14 protein-coding genes and 2 pseudogenes are annotated in these 20,017 nt (G+C 72.0%); 9 read left to right on the top strand and 7 right to left on the bottom strand.

Annotated features, from left to right (window positions below; genetic code table 11):
* Positions 1-82 precede the first annotated feature (82 nt).
* From ACZ69I_RS26360 to ACZ69I_RS26335, 6 genes are all read left to right on the top strand, one after another.
* Positions 83-526, top strand: a complete 444-nt coding sequence (locus ACZ69I_RS26360) for an SRPBCC family protein (RefSeq protein ID WP_467673776.1) — start codon at positions 83-85, stop codon at positions 524-526.
* Between the two features lie 240 nt (positions 527-766).
* Positions 767-3,232, top strand: coding sequence for an MFS transporter (locus ACZ69I_RS26355; protein WP_467673774.1), 2,466 nt, complete (start codon positions 767-769; stop codon positions 3,230-3,232).
* Between the two features lie 144 nt (positions 3,233-3,376).
* Positions 3,377-5,833, top strand: coding sequence for a SpoIIE family protein phosphatase (locus ACZ69I_RS26350; RefSeq protein ID WP_470835035.1), 2,457 nt, complete (start codon positions 3,377-3,379; stop codon positions 5,831-5,833).
* 149 nt (positions 5,834-5,982) lie between these two features.
* The gene (locus tag ACZ69I_RS26345; protein ID WP_470835033.1) at positions 5,983-6,705 is read left to right on the top strand and encodes a class I SAM-dependent methyltransferase; all 723 of its coding nucleotides are present in this window, start codon (positions 5,983-5,985) and stop codon (positions 6,703-6,705) included.
* Between the two features lie 157 nt (positions 6,706-6,862).
* Positions 6,863-8,338: a class-II fumarase/aspartase family protein gene (locus tag ACZ69I_RS26340; protein WP_470835032.1), complete on the top strand. Its 1,476-nt coding sequence runs from the start codon at positions 6,863-6,865 to the stop codon at positions 8,336-8,338.
* Positions 8,335-9,141, top strand: a complete 807-nt coding sequence (locus tag ACZ69I_RS26335) for a methyltransferase domain-containing protein (protein ID WP_470835030.1) — start codon at positions 8,335-8,337, stop codon at positions 9,139-9,141. The genes ACZ69I_RS26340 and ACZ69I_RS26335 overlap by 4 nt, the downstream gene beginning before the upstream one ends.
* 58 nt (positions 9,142-9,199) lie before the next feature.
* Here ACZ69I_RS26335 and serC read toward each other — a convergent pair whose 3' ends face one another.
* From serC to ACZ69I_RS26310, 5 genes are all read right to left on the bottom strand, one after another.
* On the bottom strand, positions 9,200-10,321 hold the full coding sequence (gene serC / locus ACZ69I_RS26330) for a 3-phosphoserine/phosphohydroxythreonine transaminase (RefSeq protein WP_470835028.1): 1,122 nt from the start codon (positions 10,319-10,321) through the stop codon (positions 9,200-9,202).
* Positions 10,322-10,325: 4 nt separating this feature from the next.
* A complete protein-coding gene (locus ACZ69I_RS26325) occupies positions 10,326-11,708 on the bottom strand; it encodes a glutamate-cysteine ligase family protein (protein ID WP_470835027.1) in 1,383 nt (460 codons plus the stop codon).
* A 65-nt stretch (positions 11,709-11,773) separates the two neighbouring features.
* The gene (locus ACZ69I_RS26320; RefSeq protein ID WP_470835026.1) at positions 11,774-12,427 is read right to left on the bottom strand and encodes an O-methyltransferase; all 654 of its coding nucleotides are present in this window, start codon (positions 12,425-12,427) and stop codon (positions 11,774-11,776) included.
* An 11-nt stretch (positions 12,428-12,438) separates the two neighbouring features.
* The gene (locus tag ACZ69I_RS26315) at positions 12,439-13,602 is read right to left on the bottom strand and encodes an amidohydrolase family protein (protein ID WP_470835024.1); all 1,164 of its coding nucleotides are present in this window, start codon (positions 13,600-13,602) and stop codon (positions 12,439-12,441) included.
* Positions 13,603-13,821: 219 nt separating this feature from the next.
* Positions 13,822-14,706, bottom strand: coding sequence for a LysR family transcriptional regulator (locus tag ACZ69I_RS26310; protein ID WP_470835023.1), 885 nt, complete (start codon positions 14,704-14,706; stop codon positions 13,822-13,824).
* 134 nt (positions 14,707-14,840) lie between these two features.
* Between ACZ69I_RS26310 and ACZ69I_RS26305 the strand changes: the two genes are divergently transcribed.
* Positions 14,841-15,230, top strand: coding sequence for a VOC family protein (locus tag ACZ69I_RS26305; RefSeq protein ID WP_470835099.1), 390 nt, complete (start codon positions 14,841-14,843; stop codon positions 15,228-15,230).
* 24 nt (positions 15,231-15,254) lie between these two features.
* A pseudogene (locus ACZ69I_RS26300) lies at positions 15,255-16,314 on the top strand (dihydroxy-acid dehydratase domain-containing protein); the annotation flags it as partial.
* A gap of 55 nt (positions 16,315-16,369) precedes the next feature.
* On the opposite strand, the gene ACZ69I_RS26295 reads toward ACZ69I_RS26300, so the two are convergent.
* A complete protein-coding gene (locus tag ACZ69I_RS26295; protein WP_470835021.1) occupies positions 16,370-16,570 on the bottom strand; it encodes a hypothetical protein in 201 nt (66 codons plus the stop codon).
* A 47-nt stretch (positions 16,571-16,617) separates the two neighbouring features.
* Positions 16,618-18,582 (bottom strand): annotated as a pseudogene (locus ACZ69I_RS26290) (glycoside hydrolase family 48 protein); the annotation flags it as partial.
* A 295-nt stretch (positions 18,583-18,877) separates the two neighbouring features.
* Between ACZ69I_RS26290 and ACZ69I_RS26285 the strand changes: the two are divergent.
* On the top strand, positions 18,878-19,993 hold the full coding sequence (locus ACZ69I_RS26285; protein ID WP_470835019.1) for a glycoside hydrolase family 5 protein: 1,116 nt from the start codon (positions 18,878-18,880) through the stop codon (positions 19,991-19,993).
* Positions 19,994-20,017: the final 24 nt, after the last annotated feature.

Here is a 20,017-nt window from a genome sequence, read left to right as displayed (position 1 = left end):
GGGACCCGATTTGGGGGGCCGGTACGCCGGGTGGTTGGCTTTCCGTGAAGCCCCGAGGAACACACATGCTGGAGGAAGTGCAATGGCGCAGGTCGAAGCGGTCACGGAGCGGATCATCACGGCTAAGCCGGACGACGTCTTCGACGCCCTGGCCGACTACAACGGCACGCGCGAGAAGCTCCTTTCGGAGCACTTCAGCGAGTACGAGGTGCGCGAGGGCGGCGACGGCCAGGGCACCCTCGTCCACTGGAAGCTCCAGGCCACCAGCAAGCGGATCCGCGACTGCCTCCTCGACGTCAGCGAGCCCACCGAGGGCGAGCTGGTGGAGAAGGACCGCAACTCCTCCATGGTCACGACCTGGACGGTGACCCCCGCGGGCGAGGGCAAGTCCCGCGTGGTCGTCACCACCGTGTGGAACGGCGCGGGCGGCATCGGCGGCTTCTTCGAGAAGACGTTCGCGCCCAAGGGCCTCGGACGCATCTACGACAGCGTGCTCGGCAATCTCGCCGCCGAGGTCGAGAAGTAGGACCCGCGACGGGCGGGCGGCCGCGGCCGCCCGCCCGCCCCAACTCCCGTGTAACCCATCAGGGTTGCCCTCACGCTCACCGTTTCGAGTGGTTTTCCGTCCGGCTCCGTTGTACGCCGTAGGGCTCCTACCGGCGCTTACGCCCGCCGGGCCCCGCGCGAGGACGACTCGTCGCGCTTGCTCGCTGTTGTCGCGTAATGCGAGAAATGGGCGGCGCAGGCGCGACGAGGGGAGCAGGACGTGGGCGGGACGACGCTGGTGAAGGTCGCCGAACAGGACGAGCGGAGCAGGGGGCTCGACCGGGACGAGCGGCACCGCGCGGAAGGCGACGCGCCCCCGGCGCAGGACGACCGGGGCGGTGGACAGGGGCCGCCGACACCCCCGGATCCGGCGGGCCACGGCCTCAGCCCCAGCCGCGTACGGATGGTCTTCGTCGGCCTGATGCTCGCCCTGCTGCTCGCCGCGCTGGAGCAGATGATCGTCGCCACCGCGCTCCCGAAGATCGTCGGCGAGCTGCACGGCCTCGACAAGATGTCCTGGGCGATCACCGCCTACCTGCTCACCTCCACCGTCGGCCTGCCCATCTACGGCAAGCTCGGCGACCTCTTCGGGCGCAAGGGCGTCTTCCAGTTCGCCATCGTCGTCTTCGTCGTCGGCTCGGCGCTCGCCGGCTGGTCGCGGACGATGGACCAGCTCATCGCCTTCCGCGCGCTCCAGGGCGCCGGTGCGGGCGGCCTGATGATCGGCGTCCAGGCGATCATCGCGGACATCGTGCCGCCCCGGCAGCGCGGCCGCTACATGGGCCTGATCGGCGCCGCGTTCGGCCTCGCCTCGGTCGCGGGACCGCTGCTCGGCGGCTTCTTCACCGACCACGTCTCCTGGCGCTGGTGCTTCTACTTCAACGTGCCCTTCGGCCTGGTCACCCTCCTCGTCGTCACGCTCGTCCTGAAGCTGCCCAAGCCCACCGCGAGGGCCCGGCTCGACGTGCTCGGCGCGCTCCTGCTCGCCGCCGCCTCCACCTGCCTGGTGCTGCTGACCAGTTGGGGCGGTACCGAGTACGAGTGGGGCGACCGCGTGATCCTCGGGCTCGGCGCCGGGGCCGTCGTGGCGAGCGTGCTCTTCCTCGTCGCCGAGAAGTTCGCCGCAGAACCGATCATTCCGCTTCGCTTCTTCCGTGACCCGGTCTTCAACATCACCTCTCTGGTGGGCATGGTCATCGGCATCGCTCTCTTCGGAGCGGCCAGTTATCTGCCGACCTTCCTCCAGATGGTCGACGGCGCAAGCGCCACCGAGTCCGGCCTCCTGATGCTGCCGATGATGGGCGGCATCGTCGGCGCCTCGATCGTCTCCGGGCAACTCATCAGCCACACCGGGCGCTACAAGATCTACCCGATCCTCGGCGGCGTCCTGTCCGTCGTCGGCATGTGGCTGCTCTCGCGGCTCGAAGTCGACACCTCCCGGCTGCAGTACAGCATCTGGATGGCCGTTCTCGGCGCGGGCATCGGCCTGGTCATGCCGGTCCTGGTCCTCGCCGTGCAGAACGCCGTGCGCCCCGCCGACCTGGGCACCGCCACCAGCGCCAACAACTACTTCCGGCAGATCGGCGGCAGCGTCGGCGCCGCGATCTTCGGCACGCTCTTCGCCGACCGGCTCGCCGACGCGCTGCGGGACCGGATCCCCGCCGGTGCGGGCCGGTCCCTGCCCGACGCCGAGTCCATCACCCCCCAGCTCGTCCACACGCTGCCCGCACCGCTGCGCGACGGCTACATCCAGGCCTACGCCGACGCGATGCCGCGGATCTTCCTCTACCTGGTGCCGGTGCTCGTCCTCGGCATGCTGCTCGCCTTCTTCCTCAAGGAGACCCCCCTGTTGTCCAGCGCCGCCACCCCCAACGCGACCGCCGCCGAGCCCACGCCCGTACCCCAGGCCCGTACGGCGTCGTACACCGCCGGAGTCCCGGTCTGCGGCACCGTGCAGCACCCCGACGGCACCGTGGTGCCCCGCGCGGCCCTCACCCTCATCGACGTCGGCGGGCAGCAGATCGGGCGCGGCGCGAGCGGCGAGGACGGCCGGTACGCGCTGTCCACGCCCGGCACGGGCTCCTTCGTCCTCATCGCGGCCGCCGGCGGACACCAGCCGCAGGCCGTCACCGTCACCGTCGGCGAGCGGCCCGTTGAGCTCGACGTCGTCCTCGGCGGGGCGGGACGCCTCGCCGGGACCGTGGTGACCGCCGACGGCACCCCCGTCAGGGACGCCGCCGTCACCCTCACCGACGTCCGCGGCGAGGTCGTCGCCACCACCCGCAGCGGGCGCGAAGGCAGCTACGTCATCACCGAGTTGGTGGCAGGCGAGTACACGCTCGCGGCGAGCGCCCCCGCGTTCCGCCCCGCCGCGCTCCCCGTCAGCGTGCAGGCATCGCGCGAGACCCGCCAGGACGTGGAGCTCGCGGGCGGCGCCGTGCTGCGCGGCACCGTGCGGGCCAGCGGCGGACGCCCGGTCGAGGACGCGCGCGTGACCCTGCTCGACGCGGCGGGCAACGTCGTCGACACCCTGACCACCGGCGCGGACGGCACCTTCCGCTTCGTCGACCTGTCCTCCGGCGAGTACACCGTCATCGCGGCGGGCTACCCGCCGGTCGCCACCGTCCTCCAGGTCGCGGGCGGCGGCCGCACGGAGCGGGACCTCCAACTCGGTCACGAGGACTGAGGGAGTCCGGCCCCAGGGGGGCGTGCGCCGGTGGCCCGGTCCCGCCGGGCAATTCCCGCAATGCCCGGCACGGCAACCCGCGACGGCCGTACGGTGGTTGGTGGCGGCCCAGATCTTGCGCCGCCGCGGGAAGGAGCATGAGCCATGGAACAAGGCACTCCAGGTGAGCCGGTGACGCAGAGTGCCGCGTCCGGGCGCATCCCCCTCGCCGTGGTCGTGGTCGACGGAGCGGGTCTCGTCTCGCACTGGAGCATCGGCGCGCGCCGCCTCTTCGGGTACGGCAAGGAGGAGGCCGTCGGCCGCCCGGTGGGCGATCTGCTCCCGGTGCACGGCGCGATCCAGGAGGACCGCGAGCCGTACGGCGCGTACGACGACGGGCTCGGCCCCGACCTGGAGACCTCCCTCGACGGGCGCATCTCCTACCCCGCGGCGGGACGCGCCAGGCTGTCCGGACCGGGCGACACCGGCGAGCGCGGCAGGGTCGACGTGCTGTGGTGGGCGTATCCGCTGGTCGGCCCCGGCCCCGAGCGGCTCCTCGTGCTCGCCGCCGACGCCGCGCGGCTGACCGCGTCCGCGGCGCCGCAGGGAGAGCGGCAGGAGGACGACGACGAACAGGTCGAGCGCGTCGCGCCCGGCTTCGCGCTGCACACCGACTTCCCCGGCGCGGACGAACTCGCGGCCAGGCTCCCCGAGATCCTGCCGAGCATGAGCGTGGGCGAGAGCGCCCGCATCGTCTCCCAGGTCCTCGAACTGGGCTATCCCGTCCTGGAGTTCAGCCGCCACGACCGGGTGCCCGTCACCCCGGACTGGGGCGTCGCCCGCCGCGCCGAGCGCAAGGAACGCAGACAGCGCGCCGCGCGGGACGCCGCGGCCGGGCTGCCGGTTGCTCCGGGCGCGGTGGACGACGAGGCCGAGGACCTGGAGTACGCGGCGGTGCGCGAGCACCTCGAATTCCTCAACGAGGTCAGCGGGCGCATCGGCTCCTCGCTCGACCTGGCGCGGACGATCGTGGAGGTCAGCAAGGCGGTCGTGCCGCGCTTCACCGACGTCGCGGGCACCTATCTGCGCGAGCAGGTCGTCGCGGGCGAGGGGTTCCCCGAGGGCGTGCCGGACGAGACGACCATGTGGCACCGGGTCGCTCTGGAGCACACCGACGAGCCGGGGCGCTGGGACGACGTGGTGCCGGTCGGGGAGTCCATGCCCTTCCCCGTGCACACGCCGTTCTTCCAGTGCATGACTTCGGGCGACCCGGTGCTCGTGCCGCGCATCTCCGAGGAGATGGGCAACGCCATCGCCTCCCAGTTCGAGAAGCGGGACATCCGCCCGCTCATCAACCACCGCTCGATGCTCGTCGTGCCGCTGAAGGCGCGCAACGTGGTGCTCGGCTTCATGATCCTGCTCCGGCACCGGGAGCGGCCCGTCTTCAACGACATGGACCGCGTCACCGGCGCCGAACTGGCCGCCCGCGCGGGCCTCGTGCTCGACAACGCCCGCATGTACACGTACCAGGAGAGCGTCGCCGACACCCTCCAGGACAGCATGCTGCCGCACATCCAGCCCCGGATGGCCGGCTGCGACATCGCGACCCGCTACCTGCCCGGCACGCTCCTCGGGCGGGTCGGCGGCGACTGGTTCGACTCCGTCAAGCTGCCCGGTTCCAGGACCGCGCTCGTCGTCGGCGACGTGATGGGCCACGGCCTCAACTCCGCGGCCATGATGGGCCAGTTGCGTACGGCCGTGCAGACCATGGCCGCCCTCGACCTGCCGCCGGAGCAGCTCCTGCGCAACCTCGACGACCTCGCGCAGCGCCTCGGCGAGCACTATCTGGCGACGTGCCTGTACGCGGTCTACGACCCGATCGCGAGCGAGCTGCACCTGGCCAACGCCGGGCACATCCCACCCGTCCTCGTCCGCGCCGAGGACGGCCGCAGCGAACTCCTCCACCTGCCCACGGGCGCGCCCATCGGCGTCGGCGGCGTGCCCTTCGAGTCGGTCGTGGTGCGGGTGGCGCCCGGCGACCGGCTGCTGATGTGCACCGACGGCCTCGTCGAGGTCCGCGGCGAGGACATCGGCGTCGGCCTCGCCACGCTCACCGAGTCCGCCGCGCACCCCGCCGCCTCCATGGACGACGCCTGCGACACGATCATCCGGGCGCTCAACACGCGGGGCGGCCGCAAGGACGACGTGGCGCTCCTGATGGCCAGGCTCAACGGCATCGCGGCGCAGGACGTCGCGCACCAGCGTCTTGCGGTCGACCCCAGCGAGGTGGGCAGGGCCCGCGAGCTGGTCCGCGCCCAACTGCGGGCGTGGTCCCTGCAGTCCCTGAGCGACACCGCCGAGCTGCTCGTCGACGAGCTCGTCACCAACGTGGTGCGCCACTCCCGCAGCAGCCGGGTCGACCTGCGCCTGGTCCGCTCGGGCGTGCTCCTGTGCGAGGTCGAGGACGACGACCAGACACTGCCGACGCTGCTCAGCGCGGGCCCCGGCGACGAGTTCGGGCGCGGCCTGCGCGTGGTCAGCGCCCTGGCGAAGGAGTGGGGCACGAGCAGGACGCGCCAGGGCAAGACCGTCTGGTTCGAACTGAGCCTGCCACGGCGCTGAACGACGTCCGGCGGGCGCGCGCCCGGCGGTCCCGCGTCGATTGACCGGTGAAGGAAACGCGCGGGTGTCTTGTCCGCGCGCCCGGGGCGCGGTAGACCGATCTTGTCGCCGGCTTCGGCGGCCATCGTCGCACCCCGGGGAGCACGGACATGAGCGTCACGAGCCGGTACAGGGAGGCCTGGGAGGGCTTTTGGCGGGAGGCGCCCGACGATCCCGGAGCGGTCTTCTGGGACGCCGAACCCGCCCTCACCGCGGGGCTCCATCTCGCGCTCTTCGAACCGCACATGAGCGCCGCCGGACTGCCCCTCGTCGACCTCGGCTGCGGCAACGGCACCCAGACCCGCTTCTTCGCCGACCGCTTCCCGCGCGTCCTCGGCATCGACCTGTCGGCGGCCGCCCTCGACCACGCCCGGCGCGCGGACCCGGCGGGGCAGGTCGACTTCCGTCAGCTCGACGTGGCCGCGACGAGCGAGGCGGAGCAACTGCACGCGGAGGTCGGTGACGTGAACGTCTACATGCGGGGCGTCCTCCACCAGTGCGAGGCCGCCGACCGGCAGCCGCTGCTCGACAGCATCGCCACGCTGCTCGGCGACCGGGGCCGCGCCTTCCTCGTCGAACTCTCCGAGGCGGCCCGCCCCGTCCTGATGGACCTGATGAAGAGCCCCACGGGACCCCCGCCGAAGCTGGCTCCCGTCTTCGCGCACGGTCTCGCCCCCGCCGAGGCCGTCGACGCCGCGGTGGACGAGGAGGTCGAGGCGGCCGGGCTCACCATCTTCGCGAGCGCCCACCTCCCGTTGGCGTCAACGGAGTTCACATCCGACGGCACGCGCATCGAATTGCCGTCACGGTGGCTGGTGGTGGGCGCCTCGTAGCGTGCGCGGGCGTCGGTCGTGAGCCTCAATCGGCTGGAAGCGGTCTAGCACGGGGTCAGGGCCGGGTCGGATGCCTTGGCGCGTGCTGCGGAGATGGGCATGTTGGCACCGAACGGTTCTGACGGGGAAGCCGGCGACCTCCAGGATGCGAGGATCCATGACTGTTTCCGACCAGCGCCCGCAGCACGTCGGGCAGCGCGAGCCGTGTGGACACGAGCGCGCCCACATCAGCGACTCCCTTTTCCACGGCGGCGGTTACGCGACGCCGACGAGCCGGCGGATCTTCTGCGACCGGTGCCGACTGCGGCGCTGGCTGCGGGTGGAGGCGGCGCTCACCTCGTGCCAGGAGCGGCTGGGGATGGTCGCCGCCGGCACCGCGGCCGAGGTGGCCCGCGCGGGCGAGCCGGGACGCATCGACCTCGACGCCCTGGCGCCCGAGTTCCGCCGGACGGGCCACTCGCTGGTGCCGTTGCTGCGCGGCCTGGAGGCGGCGTGCGAGGGCGCGGCGGGGGAGATGGTGCATCTCGGGGCGACCACGCAGGACATCCAGGACACCGCGCAGTCCCTGGAGATGCGCGAGGTGCTCGCGGAGGTGGACGCCGGGGTACGGACGATGGCGGCGATTCTGGCCGACCTCGCGGTGGAGCACCGGGAGAGCCAGATGCCGGGGCGTACGCACGGACAGCCCGCGCTGCCGATCACGTTCGGGCTCAAGGTCGCCGGCTGGCTCGACGAGCTGCTGCGGCACGTGGAGCGGCTCGGCCAGTTGCGGCCCCGGGTCCTCACGGCCCAGCTGTCCGGCGGCGTCGGCACCATGGCGGGGTTCGGCGGGCACGGCCGCGAGCTCCTCGAACTGTTCGCCAAGGAGCTGGGTCTCGCGGTGCCCGCGGTCGGCTGGCACGCGGCCCGGGACCGGGTGGCCGAGTTCGGGACCGCCCTCGCGATGCTCACGGGGACGCTGGCGCGCATCGCCGATGAGCTGCGGGTGCTGTCGCGTCCCGAGGTCGGCGAGGTGTCGGAGGGGTGGCGGTACGGGCAGGTGGGCAGCAGCACGATGCCGCACAAGCGCAATCCGGAGCGCTCGGCCCAGGTGGTGCTGCTTGCCCGGCTCGCCCGCTCCCACGCCGCCCTCGGCATCGAGGGCATGGTGCAGGAACACGAGCGGGACTCGCGCGGCCTCCGTATGGAGTGGGTCGCGGTCGCCGACGTGTCGCACTACACCCTGGCCGCCCTCGCCACGCTGAACGACGTGCTCGCCGGCCTGCGGGTCGACAGCGGGCGGATGGCCGCGAACACGCGGGCCGCGGCCGAATCCCTCTGTACGGAGGCGGTGATGCTGGCCCTGGCCCCGTCGATCGGCAAGCAGAGCGCGCACACCCTCGTGTACGAGCTGAGCCAGCGGGCCCGGAGCGACGGCAAGCGGCTGCGTGACTGCCTGCTCGCGGACCCCATCGTCACCGCGTGGCTCTCCGCCACCGACGTGGACGCCCTCCTCGACCCCTCCCGGTACCTGGGGGAGGCACCGGAGCTGACCGATCTCCCCGTGCACCGGGCGCGGGAGTGGCTGGCCGCCACGGGGCCCGCGGAGCCCGGGCGGCCGGACCGCGCGCTCACGGAAGGCTCGCTCCCGTGACGGGGCTGCTCCGTTTCGACGGGGAGCGGGCGACCGAGGCCGACACGGAGGCGCACACCGCCGACATGGTCGCCCAGCGCCAGCACCTGCGCCGTCAGCTCGGTGTCCGGGCCGGGGACGCGGTCCTCGACGTCGGGTGCGGGCCCGGCTATCTGCTCGCGGAGCTCCGTGAGGACACCGGCCCCACGGGGCGCGTCTGCGGCATCGACATCAGCGGGTCCATGCTGGCCCTGGCCCGGGAGCGCTGCGCCGACGCCACCGCGTCCGCCACGCGGGGCGCCGTCGACCTGAGGACCGGGCGCGCGGAGAGCATCCCCTTCCCGGACGCGACGTTCGACGCGGCCGTCGCGGTGCAGGTCTACGAGTACGTGGAGGACATCGGGCGGGCGCTGGACGAGCTGTTCCGGGTGCTGCGGCCGGGGGGCCGCGCGGTGGTCCTGGACACCGACTGGGACTCGCTGGTGTGGCGCTCGGCCGATCGTGAGCGGATGCGGGACGTCCTGGAACTCTGGGAGGACCACGTCGCCCACCCCCGCCTGCCGCAGCGGCTGGGGCCGCTGCTGCGGAAGGCGGGCTTCGAGGAGGAGCCGCTGACCACGCTGACGTTCGTGGACCGGGAGTTGGACCCGGGCAGGTACAGCTACTGGCAGATCGGTTTCATCGTGGCGTTCCTCGCCGGTCACCCGGGCGCCCGTGCGGAACGGACCCGGGCCTGGAGCGGTGAGCTGCGGGAGCTGGCCGCGGCGGGCGACTACTTCTTCAGCCTGGGCCGGTACGCCTTCACCGTACGCAAACCGGCCTGACGTGGAGCGGTGACCGGCCGGGCCGGGCCGGTCACCGCCGTCGGCGGGAGGGCCGCGGTCAGCCGCGCAGGCGCTCGAACTCGCGCAGGAAGCCGACCAGGGCCCGGACGCCGTCCTCGGGCATGCCGTTGTAGAGGGAGGCCCGGACACCGCCGACGGTCCGGTGGCCGGCCAGCCCGAGCAGGCCCTCGGACGCGGCCAGGGCGAGGAACTCGCCCGTCAGCGACTCGTCGGTGAGGCGGAAGACGACGTTGGTGACGGAGCGGTGTGCGGCCCTGGCCGTGGGGCGGTAGAAGGCCGACCGGTCGAGTTCCGCGTAGAGGAGGGCGGCCTTGGTTTCGTTGCGGCGCTCGACGACGGCCAGGCCGCCCTGGTCCCGCACCCATTCCAGGACCAGCGACAGAACGAACAGGGCGAAGGTGTTCGGGGTGTTGTCGAGCGAGCGCGTCTCGGCCTGGACGGCGTAGTCGAGCAATCGGGGGGTGCCGGCCAGGGCGTGCCCGATCAGGTCGTCCCTGACGGTGACCAGGGCCATGCTGGAAGGACCCAGATTCTTCTGGAACCCGGCGTACACCACGCCGAACCGGGTGTGGTCGAGCCTGCGGGACAGGATGTCACTGGTGGCGTCGGCCACCAGCGGTGCGGGCAGATCCCGCGGGAAGTCGGTCCACCGGGTGCCGTACACCGTGTTGTTGCTGGTGAGGTGGATGAACGCGGCGTCGCTCGGACAGTCGCGCGCCGGTGTGGCCGGTATCCGGTCGAACGAGGTGGCCGCGCTGCTCGCGACGGTCCGCACGGTGCCGTAGCGCGCCCCCTCCCGGGCCGCCTGCCGGGCGAAGAGGCCCGTCTCGACGTACCCGGCGGTGCGGGCGGCGGACCGGCCGATCAGGTTGAGGGGGACGGCGGAGCACTGCATCCGCGCGCCGCCGTGCATGAAGAACAAGTGGTGGCTGCGGGGGAGCGCGCACAGGCTCCGGAAGAGCGTCTCCACGGTGTCCACGATCCCGGTGAACCGCGGTCCCTTGTGGCTGATCTCGATGACGGAGGCCCCGTCCTGCGCGTGGGCCAGGAACTCCTCGCGTATCCGCTCCGCCACCGGGCGGGGCAGCGTCGCCGGCCCGGCACAGAAGTTGTACGCGTACCGGGGCGGCGCGGCGGGTAACGGGACCTGCTCTCTCACGTCGTCACATCCTCAGCTTCTCGACCAGCGCCTCGATCCCCTCGGCGCGCAGCCAACCGACGGCGTCCGCCGCGGGGTTGGTACGGTCCCGCAGGCGCCGGGCCAGCGGCTCGAGCTCCTCGACCGGCGCGGCCTGCCCCCGCGCGAGCCCCTCCGCCGCCACGGCGAAGGCCTGCTGCCCCCACTGCTCCAGCGGGGCCCCGGCCACCTCCGCGCTCCAGCCGTCGGCCTGGACCTGGGGCATGGCCGCGCACGACCGGGCGAGGGTCCAGGGGCGGAAGAGCTGTTCGCACCGCTCGATGTTCTCCAGCCAGCCCAGGATCATGGCCAGCCAGGCGAAGGTCTCCGGCCGGCTCATGGTGGGCAGGTGCCGGACCTCGACGAAGGTGTCGCGGCCGCCGTTGCGCAGCACGGACTCGGGGCGCCCGGCCGCCACCGCGGCGAGGACCTCCGCGACACCGCATGTCTCGTCCAACTGCGTCCTGACGCGTACCGCGGGCCAGTAGAAGACGAGGCCCGACGCCAGGTCGTCGACCGTGCACGACAGGGTGCGCTTCGCGCCCTGGAAGTCGACGAAGTCCGCCTCGCCCGCGGCGGCGAACTCCGTCGTGGTCAGTTGCGGGTCCACCGGCCGGTAGATCCGGCCCGCCCTGGTCACCTCGAAGACGGGGGTGGCCCAGGCGTCCTGCATGTACTGGGCCAGGCCGCTGTAGGTCCGGCGGGGGAAGAGGAGCCGGTCGGCGAAGAACGGGTTCGACTCGGCCAGTTCCATGTAGCCGCGCATCCGCAACGACATCCAGGGCTGCACGCGTTCGCCGAACACCGCGGAGTTCGCACCCCACGCGCACAGCAGCGGCGTCATGGTGATCAGGGTGTTGCAGACCTTCATCACGTCGGGCAGCGGCACGTCGATGTTGAACTGGACGGCCGCGAAGCCCGGCCACGCGTCGGACGCGTAGTGCCCGGGGAACCGTTCGGCCTGGGCCAGCCAGAACTGGTAGTGCCCCTTGTCGGCCAGATACGCCCTGCCCAGGGTCTCGGTACGCGGCTGGCAGCCGTGGGCCAGGACGGACAGGCCTTCCGCGCCCATGGCGGGGAGCAGCAGCGCGTCGAGAGTGTCGTGCCACGCCGTCTTGGCGGCGGCGAAGCCCTCCTCCGGCGGAAGGGCCATCTCCACCGTGCAGAATCCGTAGTCGTTGCCCACGTCCAGGGTGCCGTTGCCGCGGCGGGACTTGACGCCGACCACGGATCCGCTCGTGGCGTCCGTATAGGCGGAGAAGCCCTCCTGCCGGGCGAGCCGCCCGAACAGGGCCTGCACGGAACGCTCGTCGGCCGCCATGCCCCGGGCGTCGACGGTGGGCAGTTCCGACTCGATGCCAATCTTCACGTGCAAGCCTTTGCCTCAGTGCCAACGGTGTCGGGGGAGACGTTAGTGTCCGGACTGTCAATCGCTCAGTCCATGGGAACGTTTTCACGCTTTGTAGTGACTTCGACTCCGTCGCCCAGTGCGAGCATGTGGCTCTGGGCGTCGGGAAGTTCGCCGATATGACGGCGATAGCGCGCGATCACTTCCGCGTTCTTCCGCGGTATCAGCACATTGTCGGCCACGACAAGGCCTCCAGGGCGCAGTACGGGCCAGCACGCGTCGAAGTCCCGGACGTACAGCTCCTTCCAGTGGTCGAGCAGTACGAGGTCCACCGGAGTGGAAAGGGACGGCAGCAAATCCGGGGCCTCACGAGTGGTCAGTTCCACGTGGGCGTCCAGGCCGGCCGCCGTCAGATGGGCGCGCTGCTCGTCCTGCTTGGTCTTGTCGACCTCGATGGAGTAGAGGCGCCCGCCCGTGGCGCGCACCGCTTCGGCGAGCCATACCGTGGAGTAGCCCACCGAGCCGCCGATCTCCACCACCGTCCGGGCGCGGGCCACCCTGACCAGCGTGTTCAGGAAGAGACCGACCTCGGGGCCGACGTCCAGCATGAGAGAGCCCGCGCGCTCGCGCAGCGCCGTCCCGCCTGCCGCGCGGAGCGCTTCGAGCTCCTGCTGCTCCTTGCGGGACCGCGCTTCCAGTTCACCCAGAACCGCCTCGGTCCGCGGGTCGAGAGACGGCACCGCCGGCCGCATCAGGCGGTTCCGAAGAACCGGCGGGCGTTCTCGCTCAGAATCTTCCGCTTCACCGTCTCGCTGATGTCGCCCCGGTCGGCCAGGGCCGTCACCGCCCCGGGGAACTTGGCGTCGAAGTGCGGGAAGTCGCTGGCGAACAGGAGATTGTCCGCCAGGCCCTGCTCCACGAGCGTCGGCAGCAGCGGGTCCTCCGGCTCGATGCCCAGATAGCACTGGCGCTTGAAATAGGTGCTGGGTTTCTCCGGCAGCGGTTCGCGGTCCTTGGCGAACTGCTCGACGTGGTCGTCCATGCGGTTCAGCCAGAACGGGGCCCAGCCCGCGCCGGATTCCATGAAAGCGAAGTGGAGAGCGGGATACCGCTCCATCACCCCGCCCGTGATGAGCAGCATGACGGCGGCCATGTGCTCGAAAGTATGGCTGACCAGATGGCCCTGCATGGTGTCGTGCGTACGTTCCGTGCCGATGCGTGGAATGCGGGCGACGCCGAATCCCTCGTGGAAGCAGACCGCCATCGAGTGGCGTTCGCAGAATTCCCAGAGAGCGTCGTACACCGGGTCGTCGACATTCGTCCCGGCCACCGTGTTGGGCCGCAGGATGACCGTACGGACGCCGCTTTCGAGGGCCCTGCGCGCCTCGTCGACGGCGAGCACGATGTCGTGCTGGGGCAGCGCGGCGACGGCGAGGAGGCGGCTCGCGTCGGCGGAGCAGTACTCGACCGCCCAGTCGTTGTACGCCTTGGTCACCTCGTGGGCGAAGGCGGAGCTGCGCAGGGCGGGCAGGAGTCCCAGGACCTTGGAGGGGAAGACGTAGGCCTGGGATATCCCTTCGCGGTCCATCGCCTTGAGCCGGTCCTGGGGGTCGAGGCCCCCGCGCCGCAGCGCGTCGAGCACTTCCACGGTCGCCGGGTCGTCGAGCTGCCAGCTGCCCGGTGTGTACGTGGCCCCCTGGGTCCTGCCGAACCAGGCGGCCTGGGTGGGCTTGCCGTGGAAGGTCGCCGACGGGCCCTCGATGACACGGCCCTCCGCGACCAGGACGTCGTCGTCGTACTGGGGCATCCACGCGGCGTACTTCTCCGGGATCCTGCCGCGCCACCACGCGTCGGAGTCGGGTAACACGATGTGGCTGTCGGCATCGATCACCGGGTAGTCGGGGCGGGCGACCATGAACCACTCCTCACCGTCGTCTTGCGCTGCACACGGCATGCGTAGCGGCGCATGCGCACACACCACTCCGGTGGAGTGTCTGTCCGCACGCGCTGCGTGTCCGGTCCGATAGTTCAGGATTCTTGCCTGCCACCGGAGGAGGGGGAAGTGGGCCTCCCGCCAATGGCGGGTTTGTGCCCACGGCCCTCGATCGCCCCGGCCGGGCCCCGCCCCGCGCCGTCACACGGCCGGTGGCGGTGGCCCGACGCCGAGGAGGGCGAGGAAGGCGGCGGCCGCGGGCGACGGGGTGAACCTGCTCCAGACCAGGCGCTCCACCCGTACGGGGCCGTCGCGGACCGGCACGCTCCGCAGGCCGTGCAGTTCGGCGGCGAACGAGGCGGGCAGCAGGGCGATGCCCAGTCCGTGACGGACCAGCCGGGCCATCAGCTCGACGCCGGCCTCGAAGGCGACCTCGCGCCGCAGTCCGGCCGCCGCGAACGCCTCGTCCGACTGGGCGCGGGCGACGGTGCCGTCGGCGAAGTCCACGAACACCTCGTCGGCGAGGCGGGGGAGGCCCACCTCGTCCTCCCCGGCCAGGGGGTGGTCGGGGGCGACCACGGCGACGTGCCGCCCGTGGGCGAGTTGCCTGTCGTGGACGCCTTGCGGACGGAACCCGGGCTGCACACCGAGGAACGCCGCGTCCAGGGCGCCGTCGCGCACCTGCTCCACGAGCCGCTCGCTGGACGCGGTCCGCAGGCTGATCCGCACCTGGGGGTAGCGCAGGCGGTAGTCCCGCAGCACCGCGGGGAGGTCGACGGCCGTGACCGTCGGGATCGATCCGACGGTCAGCCTGCCCCGGATCTCGCCGGTGGCGGCCGCCACCTCGGCGCGGGCCCGCTCGGCCGCTTCCAGGGCCTGGCGCGCGGCGGGCAGGAACGCCTCACCGGCGGCGGTCACCCGCACCCGCCGGCTGGTCCGCTCGAACAGCCGGGCACCCAACTCCTTCTCCAGCCGGGCCACTTGGTGACTGAGCGCGGACTGGACGACGTGGCACCGCTCGGCGGCGCGGGTGAAGCTCGCGGTCTCCGCCACCGCGACGACGTACCGCATTTGCTGGAGGTCCATTGATCCATCGTGAAACACGATGGATCACATGACAAGCATGTGTTGGACCGATGGATGACTGCTCGGCGATGCTGAACCCACCGGTCAACGACCACCACCGGCGCCGCAGGCGCCCCGAAGCCACGGAGACCCCCATGCGCGTGATCGCCTTCGACCACCTCGTCCTGAACGTCGCTGACATCGAGCGCTCGCTGGCCTTCTACACCGGTCCGCTCGGCCTCGAACCGGTACGGGTGGAGGAGTGGCGGGCGGGCGAGGTCCCCTTCCCGTCCGTGCGGGTCAGCCCCACCACCATCATCGACCTCATCACGGGGCCCGACGGACAGCGGCAGGGCTCCAACGTCGACCACATCTGCCTGGTCGTCGAGCCGCTCGACTGGCAGCAGGTCATCGACTCCGGCGTCTTCACGGTGGTGGACGGCCCGGGAGAGAGGTTCGGGGCCCGCGGCACCGCCCTCTCCCTCTACGTGCAGGACCCCGACGGCAACACCATCGAGCTGCGCTGGTACCCGCAGGACTCCTGAGCGGGCTCAACTCCTCGTAGCCCCGCCTCCTCCGTGCCCGCCGTCGACTCCGGGCACGACCGGATGGCCGCCGCGTCGGGCCTGCGCATCGTCGAACTCGTCCGCCAGGACCTGCGGTTGTCGCGGATCCTCACGCCGGACGCCTTCGAGGACGCCGTCACCACCGTCCTCGGGCTCGGCGGCTCCACCAACGCCGTCATCCACCTCATCGCGCTGGCCGGACGCGCCGGGGTGCCGCTCACCCTGGACGACTTCGACCGGATCGCCCGCACCGTGCCCGTGCTCGCCAACGTCCGGCCGCACCTACCTGATGGAGGACTTCCACGTCGCGGGCGGGCTGCCCGGCTTCCTGTCCCGGATCACCGACCTGCTCCACCTGGACCGCCCCACCGTCGCCCACGCCACCCTGCGCGAGCAGCTGGCCGGCGCCCGGGTCCACCACGACGACGTGATCCGCCCGCGCGACCGCCCCGTCGCCGGGGAGGGCGGCGTCGCCGTCCTGCGCGGCAACCTCTGCCCGGACGGCGCCGTCATCAAGCACATCGCCGCCGACCCGCGCCTGCTCCGGCACACCGGCCCCGCCGTCGTCTTCGACGACTACCGCACGCTGCAGCGCACCATCCACGACCCGGCACTCGGCATCACGCCCGACCACGTCCTCGTGCTGCGCGGCGCGGGCCCCAAGGGCGGCCCCGGCATGCCCGAGTACGGGATGCTGCCCCTGCCCGACTACCTGCTCAGGCGGGGCGTACGGGACATGGTGCGGATCTCCGACGCGCGGATGAGCGGCACCTCGTACGGTACGTGCGTGCTGCACGTCGCACCCGAGCCGCACGTGGGCGGACCGCTGGCCCTGGTGCGCACCGGCGATCCCATCACCCTCGACGTCACCCGCCGCACGCTCGAACTCGGCGTCTGCGACGCGGAGTTGGCGCGACGTCGCCATGCCTGGTCGCCGCCGCCCGTGCGCTACGAGCGGGGCTACAGCGCCCTCTACGCCGAGCAGATCACCCAGGCCGACACGGGGTGCGACTTCGCGTTCCTCGCCAGGCCCGGCGCCGTACCCGACCCCTACGCGGGCTGAACTCCGGCACCGGCCGGACGGGCCCGCCCTGTCATGTCCGACATCTCGAACACCCTCAACGAGGCGCAGGCCGAGTGCCGGGCACGGCGCCGGGGACGTCCTGCCGGACGTGCGGTGCGGCGGCGGGGGAGAAGGAGGTGGTGCCGGAGCCGGTGTCCGCGGTGGTCGCCTGGCCGCCGCCCGCGAGCAGCCCGCCGAGCAGGCCGAGCAGGGCGGGGACCGCGCGTGCTCTGCGCGCGCGTGGCAGGGAAGGCATGAGGGTCCCTTCGCACGTCCGATGGGGGTTTCACACGAGGACCGGTCTCAGGACTCCAGCAGCTCCGCGTACGCGCCCAGGGCGAGGGCGACGTCCACCTGGGCCCAGAACCGGTGGTACGTGAACGTCGGAGCAGGGCCGCCCGCCAGGTACGCCTCGACCTTCGGCCAGGCGGGGTCCCTGCGGTAGAAGGAGCGGATCGAGGAGAACGTCGACGACGGGTCGACAGCGTCCCCGTTCGGCATCCTGCCGCTCCAGCCGTTCGGCACGTACACGCCGTCGTCGAAGCGGCCGTAGTCGGCGCGCCGCTCCTCCACCGCGACGCCCCGGGCGTCCCTGTGGTGCGTCCACCGGCCGTCGAGCAGCGCCTTGGCGGTCGCCGCGGCCCTCGCGTGGCCGGACTTGGCGGCGAAGTAGACCAGGGTCCGCGCGTAGGCGCCCGCGACCCCCACGTCGTCGGTGCGGTCCACGACCGTGACGTGCAGGCCCGCGTTGGCGCCCGGACTCGACGGGTTCCAGGTGTCGGGCTGCCCGGACCAGGCGAGCGTCGAGGGGAAGAGGTACCTCCCGTCGGCGCCGACGGTCGTGTGCGCCAGCGCCCAGTCGACCCACTTGCGCAGCACGGCCCCGGCGTCCGCCGCGCCCGTCTGGTGGTAGTACTCGGCGACCCGCTCCATCGACCAGGCCTGGAAGCCGAACCACTGGTTGGACGGCGGGTCGTGGTACACGGGCTTCTCGTCGTAGTACATGCCGTAGAACGTGGGCGTCCCGGCCGGCGGCGTCGCGTAGCGGCCCTGCCAGCTGTTGGTCGCGCCGCCCGCGATCGCGCCCTCGGCGGACTGCAGCCAGCGGTAGAACTCCAGCTGCCGCTGGAGGCTTCGCGCCCAGTCCGCCCTGCCCGAGGCCGACTTGGGGGTCAGCGCCGCGTACGAGCTGAGGGCGTACGCGGCGAGCGGGTTCTGGTAGCCGCCGTGGCTGTGGCTGCAGCCGATGCGCCAGGCCCAGCCCGCCGAGGTGTCGAGGGCGCCGCCCCACGCGTAGTACCAGGAGATCAGGTAGTGCGCGCTGCTCCTGCCGCTGCCCGGCGCACAGCCGGAGGGTGACGTGCAGCCGCCGATCCGCTTGAAGTACTTGTCGAACATCGCGTACCGCAGGTAGTCGCCCATCTTCGCGGCCTTCGCGACGACCGCGGCGACCTGCGCCTGCTTGCCCTGCGCGGTGGCCCACTTGTGCGCCCAGTAGGCGGCCTGCACGGCGCGCGCGTCGGCGTCGGGGGCGTTGGTGAACTTCCACTGCCTGGCGTACGAGGAGTCACCGGTGAACAGGTCGAGGTAGCCGTTGCGGCCCCCATGGGTGAAGTCGTCGCGGCAGGGCTGGGTGACCGTCTCCCAGACCGACTCCTGGGGGCCGCGCTGGAAGGTGTTGATGTACGTCGGCGTGGCGCCCCCGCCGCCGAAGCCGTAGGTGTTGTCGACGTCCTGCAGCCAGTGCATGCCGTAGATGTCGTCGGTGCCGTACGCGCTCCTCAGCTCGGCGGCGAGCGGGTCGGACCCCGCGGCGACCGAGGGGTCGAGCCGGGCGGGGTACTGCGCGGGCTGATCGTGCTCGGGGGCGTACGTCGCGGGTCTCGCGGGCTGGTAGAAACCGTTCGTCGGCTGGTCCGCGCGCGTCGGGATCATGAATTTCTCCATGGTTTCCCATGCCGCCCCGAAACGGCTCCAGTCGCCCGTCACCTTGCCGTACATGGCCTGGAGCCAGATCAGATAGCTGTAGGCCTCGGAGGTCGTCTCGTGCCCGTGATCCGGGGCTTCCACTATCAGTGTCTCGACGGAGTGGTAAGGAATGCCCGACGGCGAGAAATAGCCGTTCGCGGGATCGGTGATCTTCGCGTGGAGGTCGAGGAAACGCTGTTCGTACGGCGTGGCCGCCGCCGTCCTCTCACCGGCGTGAGCACTCTGACCTGCTGGTCCCAGGGCCGAAACGGCGGGGGTCGCGGCCGCGGCCGCGCCGATGGACAGCAGGCGACGGCGGCTGAGTGACTGTCTGGATTCTGCGGGATCCGGTAAGGAACGCATGGGGGAGCCCTTCTTCCGAAAGCTTGTGGGAGCGCTCCCAAAGTCCTTGTGTGCTGTGGGGTTGTCAAGGGTCTCCGCGCGCATCTCCCGGTCGAATTCATTCGACGGGGAACCCCGTGGGATTCCGTCGGATTCCCCGGAAAACGCGGCAACCTTTTCCCTGAGCCGCGGTGACTTGCTCGTCAGAGAGCCGTGTCCGGTCCGTCCGAACCCGACTGACAAGGAGTCGCCCGTGCGACACCCCCAGCGGCTGTTCCGCACGCTCGCCGCCCTCGCCGTCCTGCTCGTCGCCTGCGGCCTCACGCCGCCCGCGTCCGCGCTGCCCGCGGGACCCGCACCGCCCGTCCTGCACGCCGCGGGGAACCGCCTCGTCGACGCGGCCGGAGCCCCCCACCGCCTCCTCGGAGTCAACCGCTCCGGGAGCGAGTTCGCCTGCGTCCAGGGCTGGGGCGTCTTCGACGGACCCGTCGACGACGCCTCCGTACGGGCCATCGCCGACTGGCGGGCCAACGCCGTCCGCATCCCCCTCAACGAGGAGTGCTGGCTCGGCACCGCCAACATCGACCCGCGCTACGGCGGCGCGAACTACCGGGCGGCCGTCGACGGTCTGGTCCGGCGCGTCCGGGCCCACGGCATGACACCGGTCGTCGAACTGCACTGGTCCCACGGCCGGTACACCGGCAACTCGGCCGGCTGCCACGACGTGTACGCCAGCTGCCAGAAACCGATGCCGAACGCCCGGTACACCCCGGCGTTCTGGACCTCCGTCGCCACCGCCTACAAGGACCACCCGGAGGTCGTCCTCGACCTCTTCAACGAGCCCTACCCGGACCGCGCGACCCCCACCACCGCCGCGGCGTGGGCCTGCTGGCGCGACGGCGGCACGTGCCCCGGCATCGACTACGAGGTCGCGGGCATGCAGGACCTCCTCGACGCGGTGCGTGCCACCGGGGCGAAGAACCTCGTCCTCGCGGGCGGCATCGCCTACGCCAACGACCTGAGCGGCTGGACGGCGCACGCGCCGCACGACCCGGCCGGCAATCTCGCCGCCGCCTGGCACATCTACAACTTCAACAGCTGCGCGGACGAAGGCTGTTGGCAGCGCACCCTCGCGCCGGTCGCCGGGCAGGTCCCGCTCGTCGCGGGCGAGATCGGCGAGAACACCTGCGCCCACGGATTCATCGACCGCGTCATGAAGTGGTTCGACGACCGCGGCCTTTCCTACCTCGGCTGGACCTGGAACACCTGGGACTGCGCTGCGGGCCCGGCCCTGATCAGCTCGTACGACGGCACCCCCACCCCGTTCGGCGCCGGGCTGCGCGACCGCCTGCGCGCCCTCGCGTCCTGAACCCCACACCCGAGAGGCAGCGAA

The sequence above is a fragment of the Streptomyces sp. NPDC036815 genome, from assembly GCF_055609205.1.
This window is presented reverse-complemented; position numbering and strand designations above follow the sequence as displayed.